General features: G+C 69.1%; 9 protein-coding genes and 2 pseudogenes. 3 read left to right on the top strand and 8 right to left on the bottom strand.

Annotation, left to right across the window (positions count from 1 at the left end; all coding sequences use genetic code 11):
• The 4 genes and pseudogenes from BKY59_RS00060 to BKY59_RS00045 form a co-directional block, all read right to left on the bottom strand.
• Window positions 1-341: pseudogene (locus tag BKY59_RS00060) on the bottom strand (ribonuclease); the annotation flags it as partial.
• The gene (locus tag BKY59_RS00055; protein ID WP_076068065.1) at window positions 334-906 is read right to left on the bottom strand and encodes a Maf family protein; all 573 of its coding nucleotides are present in this window, start codon (window positions 904-906) and stop codon (window positions 334-336) included. The gene BKY59_RS00055 and the pseudogene BKY59_RS00060, both read right to left, overlap by 8 nt.
• Window positions 907-1,086: 180 nt before the next feature.
• The gene (infA, locus tag BKY59_RS00050) at window positions 1,087-1,305 is read right to left on the bottom strand and encodes a translation initiation factor IF-1 (RefSeq protein WP_076068064.1); all 219 of its coding nucleotides are present in this window, start codon (window positions 1,303-1,305) and stop codon (window positions 1,087-1,089) included.
• 150 nt (window positions 1,306-1,455) lie between these two features.
• A complete protein-coding gene (locus BKY59_RS00045; protein WP_076068063.1) occupies window positions 1,456-4,860 on the bottom strand; it encodes a class I SAM-dependent DNA methyltransferase in 3,405 nt (1,134 codons plus the stop codon).
• A 237-nt stretch (window positions 4,861-5,097) separates the two neighbouring features.
• Here BKY59_RS00045 and uvrB point away from each other — a divergent pair, with 237 nt between their 5' ends.
• Window positions 5,098-7,302, top strand: coding sequence for an excinuclease ABC subunit UvrB (uvrB, locus tag BKY59_RS00040; protein ID WP_076068062.1), 2,205 nt, complete (start codon window positions 5,098-5,100; stop codon window positions 7,300-7,302).
• A gap of 825 nt (window positions 7,303-8,127) precedes the next feature.
• Entirely contained in the window at window positions 8,128-8,403 is a 276-nt protein-coding gene (locus BKY59_RS00030) for a DUF3175 domain-containing protein (protein WP_076068061.1), read from the top strand.
• A 241-nt stretch (window positions 8,404-8,644) separates the two neighbouring features.
• Here BKY59_RS00030 and BKY59_RS00025 read toward each other — a convergent pair whose 3' ends face one another.
• Window positions 8,645-9,061 (bottom strand): secondary thiamine-phosphate synthase enzyme YjbQ, encoded by a 417-nt coding sequence (locus BKY59_RS00025; protein ID WP_076068060.1) that lies wholly within the window; start codon window positions 9,059-9,061, stop codon window positions 8,645-8,647.
• A gap of 26 nt (window positions 9,062-9,087) precedes the next feature.
• Between BKY59_RS00025 and BKY59_RS00020 the strand changes: the two genes are divergently transcribed.
• The gene (locus BKY59_RS00020) at window positions 9,088-9,444 is read left to right on the top strand and encodes a hypothetical protein (protein ID WP_076068059.1); all 357 of its coding nucleotides are present in this window, start codon (window positions 9,088-9,090) and stop codon (window positions 9,442-9,444) included.
• Between the two features lie 82 nt (window positions 9,445-9,526).
• Here the strand turns inward: BKY59_RS00020 and BKY59_RS00015 are convergent, their stop codons facing one another.
• From BKY59_RS00015 to BKY59_RS17525, 3 genes and pseudogenes are all read right to left on the bottom strand, one after another.
• Entirely contained in the window at window positions 9,527-10,114 is a 588-nt protein-coding gene (locus tag BKY59_RS00015) for a peptidase S14 (protein WP_240499888.1), read from the bottom strand.
• Window positions 10,115-10,141: 27 nt separating this feature from the next.
• Window positions 10,142-10,972, bottom strand: a complete 831-nt coding sequence (locus BKY59_RS00010) for a precorrin-2 dehydrogenase/sirohydrochlorin ferrochelatase family protein (RefSeq protein WP_083671778.1) — start codon at window positions 10,970-10,972, stop codon at window positions 10,142-10,144.
• 51 nt (window positions 10,973-11,023) lie between these two features.
• A pseudogene (locus BKY59_RS17525) lies at window positions 11,024-11,627 on the bottom strand (TonB-dependent receptor); the annotation flags it as partial.

Genomic DNA, 11,627 nt, shown 5'->3' with positions numbered 1-11,627 from the left:
GCCAGGTCCGGCCCGTCGCCGGGCACCGCACCCGCCGCCGCCGCCCGCGCCCGCGCCGGCTTCGGCCGCCCCGCCTCGGGGATCGCCTCGCGCACGATCTCGATCAGCAGGCGTCCGCCCTCCGCGACACCCGGCGGCAGCGGCTCCAGAACCGCCTCGCCATCCTCGAACGTCGCCAGCCCGCGCCGGCCGGGGGCGGTGATCCGTGCCAGTCGCGCACGGCGCACGCTGCCGGCGCGCAGACCCCCGTCGCGCTCGATCCACGCCTCTACGATCGCGCCGTCCAGGATCAGCGCGGCGCGCGCCTCGCCGATCCCGGCCTCATACAGCCACTCAGCCAAGCAGGCCCGCCGATCCCAGCAGCGCCCGTGTTTCGAACAGCGGCAGGCCGACGACCCCCGAATGGCTGCCCGACAGAAAACGGACATAGGCCTCCGCCGCGCCCTGGATGGCATAGCCGCCTGCCTTGCCGCGCCATTCGCCACCGGCCAGATAGGCGTCGATCTCGGCCGGGGTCAGCACCTTGAACGCCACGATGCTGGTCGACAGCCGGTGCCGCGCGGTCCCGTCCGGGGCCACCAGCGTCACCGCGCTGTGCACGCGGTGGCGGCGGCCGGACAGCAGCGTCAGGCACCGCCGCGCCGTCGCCTTGTCCTCCGCCTTGGGCAGGATGCGGATGCCCGCCCCCACCACCGTGTCCGCGCCCAGCACATGCGCATCCGGGTGGCGCGCCGAGACCAGTGCCGCCTTGGCCGCCGCCAGCCGTGCAGCATGCGCGGGCGGGCGCTCCGCCTTCAGCGGCGTCTCGTCCAGATCGGCAGGGTCGACCATGTCGGGCACCACCCCGATCCGCGCGAGCAGATCAAGCCGGCGTGGGCTGGCGGAAGCGAGGATCAGTCCGGACATCGCACTCTCACATTCGGCCGCCTACGCCACCGGCCTTGCCGTTCCCCGCGGATGCGAAGGGCCAGTCAAGTCACCAATGCAACGCCGGGCGCGGGCACAACGACCACCACCCCCGGCACCACACGCCCTGGATTCCCGCCTGCGCGGGGCTGCCCTCCTGCTGCCCATGGCAGCCGCAGGTCATTTGAACCGATAGGTGATCCGGCCCTTGGTCAGGTCGTACGGGGTGAGTTCGCACAGCACCTCGTCCCCCACCAGCACGCGGATGCGGTTCTTGCGCATCTTGCCGGCGGTGTGGCCCAGGATCTCGTGGTCGTTCTCCAGCTTCACGCGGAACATGGCGTTGGGCAGAAGCTCCACCACCTGGCCGCGCATCTCGAGCAGTTCTTCCTTAGCCAAACAGGCCTCTTGTTCTAAACGGTGGAAATGGAAGCGCGCTGTACTGCGTTGCGGCCGAAAAAGGAAGCTGCACGCCGCATTTCGCAAAGATCGCTATGCGCCCGCCCCCGGCCGACCCGCCGATCGCCGCGCGCCTGCGACCGCGCCGGCTCACGCCACCCGGCGCAGATGATAGCGCCCGCCCACCACCGCGACATGGCCCAGCCGTTCCAGCGCCGCCAGCGTCGCCAATATGCGCCGTTCCACGCGGAGCCCCTGCGCATGCAGCCGCGCGATCTCCGCCCCGTCCAGCGCCGCCCCGCCGCGCAGCGCCGCCAGCACGGCCGCGGTCTGGCCGATCGCGTCGCGCGGAAAGGTCGGCTTGGTTGCGCGTACCGCGGGCAGCTCGGCCGCGATCTGCGCGTCCTGCGCCACCGGCAGCTGCGTCACCCCCGCCCGCGCCAGCTGATAGTCCGGCCGCAGCCAGCGCACGACCCCGCGCCGTTCCTCGGCATGCCGTTCCGCATTCAGCGCCACCAGCCGCGCAACGATCGTCGCATCGTCCAGCGTCCCCGCCCGCTGCTCCGCTCCCCAGCCGTAAGCGTCCGCCACCGCTGCATCGATCCGGTCGTGCAGCTCGATCAGGATATCCACCCGCCCCCGCCGCCGCTGGTCCTGCTCGACCAGATCCAGCACCGCACCGCTCCGCACCCTGTCGCGCAGATTATACAGCCCGGTCAGCGTCAGGTCCGGCTCCCCCGCCAGCACCTCCTTGCGCATCGCGTCGAGCTCGTCGCCGAGTTCGTCGATGACCGCACGCTGTTCGGATGTTGCGTCGGGGAACGGGAAGGGATCGAAACAAAGGCTCTTGGTATAACGATGCCCCGCACTGAAACTCGCGACGCCCAGCAGCGCGCTTGCGGCATAGGTCCATTCGAGGTGCATGCGCGACGACAGGATGCCAAGGCCAAAGCCATCGCACAAGGCGACGCACACCAGCATGTTGTCCGGTAGAATTGCGGCGTCGAGAAACTGGAACGTCCGATGCTTTGCGGTCTCGACGGTTGCGACATAGCGCGTCAGACCGGCAAGCGCGGGCCGCAGCTCTCGCCGCGGTTCCCCGAACAACCACCAATTGTCGCGATAGGTCGCGCGCGCATTGCCAATGCGCTCGGGTCGGACGGCAACCAGCAGATGCTGATACACCTCCGGAAAGCGACGGCGTACGTCGGCTTCGGTCAAGCCCAGCAGATCGATCACCATCATGTCGCGGGACCGCGCCGTGATATCCCGGCCGTTCCGATAGGGGCGGACATGGGCGCCCAACCCAGGACGCCGCCCGACACCCAGCTGCGCGGCTTCGTTGGGCCGAACCATGAAACCCGCGCCGTGCAACGAAACGCCGCGCGAGCATAACCCCCCGGTCGCGCGAAGCGGAATGACGCTGGTCAAGTTTGCACCGACGGTCAGGTCGGCATGAATCGTGGAATTGGTTTCGGACAACACGATAACCGGCGCATCCGTATCCAGCCCCGCCTCGCGCTGCACCTCCAGCAGCACTCCCTCGCCCTCGCCCGCCTCCACCACCGTCATCGCGATCCGCACCGCGGCGGCGTCGCGCGTCGCCTTGGTCCATGGATGGTCCGGGATCGCCATCAGCAGGCGGACCGGCGCACGCGCATCAAGCCGCGCCGCGATCACCCGACGGCTGAATTCCTGCGTGATCGAGTTGGTGGTGACGAACCCGAACCGCTTCAGCCGCGTGCCCCGCTCGGTCAGCCGTTCGGCCGCGCGGTCCCACCAGTACATCACGAAATCAGCGGACTTCGGCATCTTCGGGTGCGCCTTCCACAGCGCGGTCGCATAGGCCTCGCCCAGCCGGCCACGCACGTCCTTGCCACCGATGAACGGCGGGTTCCCGACGATATAGTCCGCCTCCGGCCACGCCGGCCGCCGCGGATTGTACAGCGCGACGCCCGTATCGCCCGTCGGCGGCGGATCATGCGCCAGCACCGCGTCCATCGCCACGATGTTGCGCAGCGTCTCCAGCACGGGATCGACGACCTCGCCGCGGTTGCGCATCTGCCATTGCAGATAGCCCAGCCACAGCACGAGTTCCGCGATCGCCGCCGCGCGCGGATTGAGTTCCATCCCGCGGAAGTTGCGCGGATGCACGTTCATCCGCTCCATCGGCAACGGCATGTGGCCGCCCAGATCGGCCAGCACCTCCAGCACGTCGCCTTCCAGCCGCTTCATCAGTTCCAGCGCCACGTACAGGAAATTGCCCGTCCCGCACGCCGGGTCCAGCACGACGGTTTCGGCAAGCCGGCGCAGGAACGCCTCCACCGCACGGATCGCACCGGCGGGGTCCGCGCGGCGCTCGCGCTCCACCGTGCCCAGCACCACCGTCTCCCACTCGCGCTGCAACGGTTCGATCACCGTCGCGATCACCAGCCGTTCGACATAGGCGCGCGGCGTATAATGCGCGCCCAGCCGCCGTCGCTCCACCTTGTCGAGCGCCTGTTCGAGCAACGTGCCGAAGATCGCCGGCTCGACATCGCCCCAGTCGTGGCGCGACGCCTCGTACAGTTCGCCGATCTCCTCGCGCAGCAGCGGGATCGCGCGGCTGTCCGCGAACAATCCGCCGTTGAACTGCCGGACCGTGCGCCGCAGCACCGGCGACACGCCGCCCTTGTCCATCGTCCGCCACAGATCCTCCAGCAACGGCGCGAACGTCCCCGGATCGGTGCGCGTCTCGTCCAGCAACCGCGAAAAGCAGCCCCGTTCGAGCAATCCGGTATCTTCCGCGAACATCGTGAACAGGCATCGCATCAGGAAATGCGCGACCGGTTCGGGGGCGTGGCCGCGATCCTCCAGATGCTTGCTGACCGACGCCAGCCGCTGCGCGATGTCGCGCGTCACCCGCGCCGCGTGGCGCGCCGGGTCCAGGCCGTGCGGATCGCACCAGATTGCGCGCAACCGCGCCCGGATCCCGGGATCGCGCAGGTCGTCCAGGTAGATCCGGTATCCGTTCCGGTCCGGAAACTGGCGGTAATTCTTACCCTGCCCGGAAAAGTCGGCGAACACCTCGAACGCATGGCCCACGTCCAGCACCAGGATGAACGGCGGCCAGCCATGGTCGGTCGGCAGTGCGCGGGCATATTGCTCCGCCTGTTCGCGCGCGTTGCGCATCAGCACGTCCCACCCGCGATGCGCACTGCGCCGGCCGCGAACGGGCGCGTTCGCGAACCCCGGCAACGGCGCCTGTTCCGCGGGCACCGCCACCGCCTTGGCCCCGCCCGGCTCGCGGCTCTGCTTGGCCTCCAGCACGAAGCAGCCGCGGCGATACAGGTCGATCCGGCCATGCCCGGTCCGCCCCGCCTCGTCATGGAACCGCACCGCGCGTTCGAACACATAGTCGTTATGGTCGTGCGTCGCCCCCGCCGGGTCCGGCCGCGGCAGATCGAGCAGGCCGCACAGTTCGATCAGGAACGGCGGAAAATTGGCGCGCTCCGCACCCCCCTCGTTGCTGGACCAGCGGTGGATGAAGGCATCGATGCTCGCGGAGTCGCTCATCGGGCGAGGGTGGGCGAGCCGATGACGGGGCGGCTAATCCGTTACGGATGCTTAGAAGGGCATGTGGATCAAAAGAGATTCAAGCGATGAATCCGTATTGGATCAGACTAACGCCAGACGGTTGGCTCACCATGGAACCCCTCCCCTGAAGGGAAGGGGCTTCAGAAACATGCCTTCGCGCACACCCCACACGCAACCAGACTGGAACAAACCCGCACCGCGGCCCATATTCGCGCCATGGCGATCCAGATCCGAACCTCCCTTGCGGAACCCGAAACCGACGGGACGTTCGTCCCCCACCGCCCCGCGCGCCCGCCGAAGCATGACGGCGGCCGCGCCTTCCGGCTCGAATCGGAATATCAGCCCTCCGGCGACCAGCCGACCGCGATCGCCGAACTGTCGGCCCAGGCGCGGCAGGGCGAGCGCGACCAGGTGCTGCTCGGCGTCACCGGCTCGGGCAAGACCTTCACCATGGCCAAGGTGGTCGAGGAACTGCAGCGCCCTGCGCTCATCCTCGCGCCCAACAAGATCCTGGCGGCCCAGCTCTACGGCGAATTCAAGCAGTTCTTTCCCGACAACGCGGTCGAATTCTTCGTCAGCTACTACGACTATTACCAGCCCGAAGCCTATGTCGCGCGGTCCGATACTTATATCGAAAAGGAATCGTCGATCAACGAGACGATCGACCGGATGCGCCACTCCGCCACCCGCTCGCTGCTCGAACGCGACGATGTGCTGATCGTCGCCTCGGTCTCCTGCCTCTACGGCATCGGCTCGGTCGAAACCTATTCGGCGATGATCTTCGACCTGAAGAAGGGCCAGACCGTCGACCAGCGCGAGATCATCCGCAAGCTCGTCGCGCTCCAGTACAAGCGCAACGAACAGAGCTTCACCCGCGGCACCTTCCGGGTCCGCGGCGATACGCTCGAACTGTTCCCGTCGCATTATGACGACAGCGCCTGGCGCATCTCCTTCTTCGGTGACGAGATCGAGGACATCGCCGAATTCGATCCGCTGACCGGCAAGACCGCGGCCAAGCTGCCGTCGATCCGGGTCTATGCGAACTCGCACTACGTCACCCCCGGCCCCACGATGCAGCAGGCCGCCGCCGCGATCCGCCACGAACTGACCGAGCGGCTGAAGGAACTGGTGATCGAGGGCAAGCTGCTCGAAGCGCAGCGGCTGGAACAGCGCACCAATTTCGACCTGGAAATGATCGCCGCGACCGGCTCCTGCGCCGGTATCGAGAACTACAGCCGTTTCCTCACCGGCCGCCTCCCCGGCGAACCGCCACCCTCGCTGTTTGAATATCTGCCCGAAAACGCGCTGCTGTTCGTCGACGAGAGTCACCAGACGATCGGCCAGATCAACGGCATGTCGCGCGGCGATCACCGCCGGAAGATCACGCTAGCCGAATATGGTTTCCGCCTGCCGTCCTGCATCGACAACCGCCCCTTGCGTTTCAACGAATGGGACGCGATGCGCCCGCAGACGGTCTATGTCTCGGCCACGCCCGGCCCGTGGGAGCTGGAACAGACCGGCGGCGTCTTCGCCGAACAGGTCATTCGCCCGACTGGGCTGATCGATCCGCCGATCGAGGTCCGCCCGATCGACAGCCAGGTCGACGATCTCGTCCACGAATGTCAGGCGACCGCCAAGCTCGGCTACCGCTCGCTCGTCACCACACTGACCAAGCGCATGGCGGAGGACCTGACCGAATATCTCCACGAGGCGGGGATGAAGGTCCGCTACATGCACAGCGACGTCGAGACGCTGGAGCGTATCGAGCTGATCCGCGACCTGCGGCTCGGCGTGTACGACGTGCTGGTCGGCATCAACCTGCTGCGCGAGGGGCTCGACATTCCGGAATGCGGGCTGGTCGCGATCCTGGATGCGGACAAGGAAGGTTTCCTGCGCTCCGAAACCTCGCTGATCCAGACGATCGGCCGCGCCGCCCGCAACGTCGAGGGCCGCGTGATCCTCTATGCCGACACCATCACCGGATCGATGGAACGCGCCATGGCGGAGACCGCGCGCCGGCGGGAGAAGCAGGAGGCGTACAACACCGAACACGGCATCACGCCCGCCACGATCAAGCGCAACATCACCGACATCGTCGGCCACCTGTCGTCCAAGGATCAGGTGACGGTCGAGACCGGGATCGAGGACCGTCCGCACATGGTCGGCCACAATCTGCGCGGCTATATCGAGGAACTCGAAGGCAAGATGCGCCGCGCCGCTGCCGACCTGGAATTCGAAACCGCCGGTCGCCTGCGTGACGAGATCCGCTCGCTTGAGCAGGAGGAACTCGGCCTCCCCCCCTCCGAACACAAGGCCCCCGTCCGCGGCAACGCCATGGCCGGCAAACCCGGCACCCGCACCACCCGCTACGCCAAAGCGAAGGAAGCCCGCGCCCAGAAACGCACCCGCGGCGCTGCCTGAGACAAGCAAAAGCCCTCTCCCCTTCGGGGAGAGGGTTGGGAGAGGGGAGCAAGGCCAGCGTAACCACCCAGCCTCGCAGGCAAAGCCCCACACCGCAGCCACCCCCCGGCCCGACCCAACCACTCTTCCCATCCCGCGCCGGCTCCGCCACAACGCCGCCATGCGCCGCATCCTCCTCCTCGCCCCNTCCTCCTCCTCGCCCCGCTCGTCCTGGCCGCCTGCGTCGCCCCGCAACCGGCCCCCGGCCCGCGACCCGCCCCCCCGCCGCGCCCGGTCGCCCGGCCCGCGCCCCCGCCCGTTCCCTGGGCAGACGGCCCCGCCGCACCCGGCGACTGGCGCTGGACCCGCGATGCGCAGGGGTCGACCGCGACGTTCGGCGTCGTCGGGCAGGACCCTGCCTTCGTCGCCCGCTGCGACACCGCGCGTCGCGCGATCGCGCTCGCCGTCCCCGGCACCGCCGCATCCGGCGCGACGCTGACCATCCAGACGTCGGACGGCGCACGAACCTTCCCTACCGCGCCCACGATCACGCCCGCCGCGACAACCGCCTATGCCGGCGCGACGATCCCTGCCGCCGACGGCTTCCTCGACCGCATCGCGTTCAGCCGCGGCCGGTTCCGCGTACAGCTGACCGGCGCCACGCCCGTCGTCATCCCCGCCTGGCCCGAATTCGCCCGCACGGTCGAGGATTGCCGCCCCTGATCGCGCGCGCCACCGGATCTGTCACGGAACGGTAATATCGCCTGGACGTTGGGCTTTCCGGACGAAACGGGAGACGATCGTTGCACGGTTCCAGGACGGCTTCACCGCGATGGATGGCCTGACATGGTGCTGCGCCACTGGTCCCGCACCGCTGCGGCACCCGGTCCGGTGCCGTCCGACGACCTGTTCCACGATGCCGACCCGAAACGCATCGCCGAGGCGGTCAAGGCCTTCGCGGAGGCGCGGGGGCGGACCACGACCTCGCCTTTCCGGTCCGCCATGTCGATGCTCAGCTTCCACATCAACCGCGCCGGCAGCGCGCTGACCCCCGAACGCCGCCGTATCCTCGAGGCCGCCAAGGACGAGCTGCGCCGGGCGTTCGGCCAGACCGTGAAATAATTGCGGCCGGACGGCTTGCCGAACCGCTTCGGATGACTCATCTTCCGTTCTGCCCATCAACGTAGCGAAAGGAGGTGATCCGATGTCTCATGGTTCAGAAGCGAGGTCGGTTCAGTCCGTTCGGGGGACGCGCGCCTAACAGGCTTGCGCCCAGGTCTCCCGGGCCGAACTCCGGCCGCTGACCATGTAGGAGGCCGTCGTCGCGATTTGCGACGGCGGCCTTCTTCACGACCTGCCCAGATCATTCCCCGATCAGGTGCAGCACGATCTCCCGCCGATGCGGCCGCACCCGATGTTCGAACAGGTAGATGCCCTGCCACGTCCCCAGCGCCATCCGCCCGTCCAGCACCGGGATCGACAGATTGACCCCGGTCAGCGCGGTGCGCAGATGCGCCGGCATGTCGTCCGGCCCCTCGTCGTCATGCGCATAGTCCCGGCTTTCCGGCGCAACCGCCGCAAAATAGCGTTCGATATCGCCGCGCACCGCGGGTGCCGCATTTTCCTGGATCAGCAGCGATGCCGACGTGTGCCGGCAGAACAGCGTCAGCAGCCCTCGGGCCATCCCCTGCCGCGCAACCCAGTCCGCCACCGCATCGCTGACCTCGACCAGCCCCTGGCGCTGCGTCCGCACCTCCAGCATGTCCGTCGCCTGCCGCATCGCCGTCTCCTTCGCCTGTCCGCCGCATGACCAACGCCCCGTCCCATCCGGTGACCCATCCAGTTACCCCGGACGGCCGCTATTTCGTCGTGCGCGGCCGGTTGTGGCGGCGCGCGAACCCCGCCCTGCCCGAGGCGGACCGCGCCCGCCTCGTCTCCGACCTCATGACCGCGCGCGGTGCCGTCGCCCGCGCCCGCCGCGCGCAGGATCCGGCGGCAGAGGACGCCGCCCACGCCGCCGTCGACATCGCCAAGCGCGCGCTGGGCGAACGCGGCCCCGTCTGGTGGGAGGACGGCGCGCCCGACCTCAACCGCCACATGGCCCGCACCGGCCCCTATGCCGACTGGTTCGCGGGGTTGGCTCAAGAGAAACCAGCTCCCTGACCCTGGAACGTACCGCGGCCCCGGAACGTACCCGGGCGCAGGCCGCGGTCCAGAAGCGACAGCCCACCCGGCACTGCATCAATCAGATCACCGCGGCGATCAGCCCCAGCGCCTGCGCCTCGTTCGCCTCCAGATACCAGTTGGCCGGCGCACGCTCCAGCACCTCGGCCATCGACACCTGCGTGCCGCGGATCAGGTTCTCGAACCCCTCATTCTGGATCGCGATCGAACATTCGATCTCGTGCAGCAACGCTTTCACCGTCGCGATGCACGTCGTCAGCGGCCCTTCGACATGCAGCTCCTTCGACAGTTTCCGCTCATGGATCATCAATCGCGTGCCGCGCGTCAGATACCGGTTCTCGGGCAGGAAGAAGCTCATGAACGTCGTGCCCGCCGAATAGATCGCCGCCTTTCCCAGGAAGACGAAGCGCTGGTCCGGCGCGATATCGCTATGGTAGCGGACATCCTCGCCCATCATCCGCGCTACCTCCGGATCGCCGCCCAGCGTGGACAGTTCGACCACCACCGGACCCGTGTCGGGGGCGTTGTCCAACGCGGTCCGGAACCGTTCGTACATCGCATAGTCCACCGTGCCGGACAGGCGGATCGCCGGCATCCGGAAGATCGTCGTATCGATCGCGGGATCGTTCGAGGCATTCGTGTCGGTCATCGTGGCACCTCCTGTCGGCCGGCAAACTCACGACCGCGCGATGCGATCCCCGATCCGGCAGGCGCCGCCCATGCAGGCATCCGACCGGCCCGTCCGCGCGAACCGCAGGTCGACGACCAGCCCGTCCGCCGGAGCATCGCCCGCCGCGCCCACCGCCACGTCGGCATCCGCCCGGATCCGCGCCAGGATCGCCGCCGGCACGTCCGCCGCATGGCGCACCACGTCCGCCCCGCCCAGCCAGCGCGCCTCGCGCAGCGTCAGGTCGTCCGGGTCGCCGGACCGCAGCCGGATCGCGACGCTGCCCAACTCCGCCCCGGCATCCCCCGCCGCGACCCAGCCCGCGATCCGGTCCGCCCCTCCGGCGGTCAGCGGATCGAGCGCCCCGCCCGGCGCCAGTGCCGCATCGATCGCCCGCCGCCGGACGTCGGGCTCGGGCCATCGCGACTTCACCATCGCACGCGCCCCGAACAGCGCATCGGCCAGCGTCCCCAGATCGGCAGGCAACAAGGCCTCCAGCCGCTGCCGCAACGCCTTGGCCAGCCCGGCCGACGCGCCGCCCGTCCCGATCGCGACCAGCACCGCGCCACGCTCCACGATCGCCGGCAGCGTGAAGTCGCACAGCGCCGGCCGGTCGACCGCGTTCACCAATATGCCGCGCGCGCGCAGCCGCCCGACCGCCGCTGCGGCCTCCTCCGCATCCTCGATCGCCACGATGGCGAGCGCGGCGGTGGCATCCTCCCCCACCGGCACCGCGCCGGCCCGTGTCAGGATGCGCCGCTTGGCATCGGCTGCCCCCCCTTCGCCCAGCAGGATGACGGGGCGGCCGCGCAGCCGCAACAGGATGGGAAGGCTATGCAGCGTCATATGCGCCGCATCCTATGGCCCCGCCCCGCGCCGCGCCAGCGGGGATCAGAAGAACAGCTTGCGCACCGACAGCCGCACGGTGCGTCCGACCGGGTCGAGATAGCCGGGCTGATAGCCGACCGGCGTGGTGCCGGTCGTATCGCGCACGCCCTGCCGCTGGTTGAACAGGTTGTCGACCGCGAACCGCACCCGCATCCCGCGCGTGAAGCGGTAGGGCACGAGCGCCGGGATCCGTGACAGATCCGCGAACACACTGAGATCGACCGTCGTCAGCGAGGAAAAGAACAGGTCGCCGTCGCCCGCATCGGCCGCGGTGCCGCCCGCCCGGACGAAGGTCTTGCTCTGCCAGTCGCCCGACAGGGATGCGCCATATCCGTTGCGGTACAGGCCGGCCTGCGCCTCCACCCGGTGGCGCGGGGAACCGCCGCTATTGCCGCTAGCCGCGCCGTCCAGCAGGTTCAGCACCGGCACCCCTTCGCGGATCAGCACGTCGTTGCGGAACTGCCACGTATGGTAGAGCGCGAACCGCACGCGGCCACCACCGCCGCCCCGTCCGCCGCCGCCAAACCCGCGTCCACCGCCGCCACCGCCAGGGCCACGTCCACCGCCGCCCTCACCTCGTGCGCCGTCCGGCCGCGGCCGGTCCGCC

This window comes from Sphingomonas montana (assembly GCF_001956315.1).
In the GTDB taxonomy this organism is placed as follows: Bacteria; Pseudomonadota; Alphaproteobacteria; order Sphingomonadales; family Sphingomonadaceae; genus Sphingomonas_R; species Sphingomonas_R montana.
Note: the sequence above shows the minus strand (reverse complement) of the source record. Positions and strands in the feature narration are given on the sequence as shown.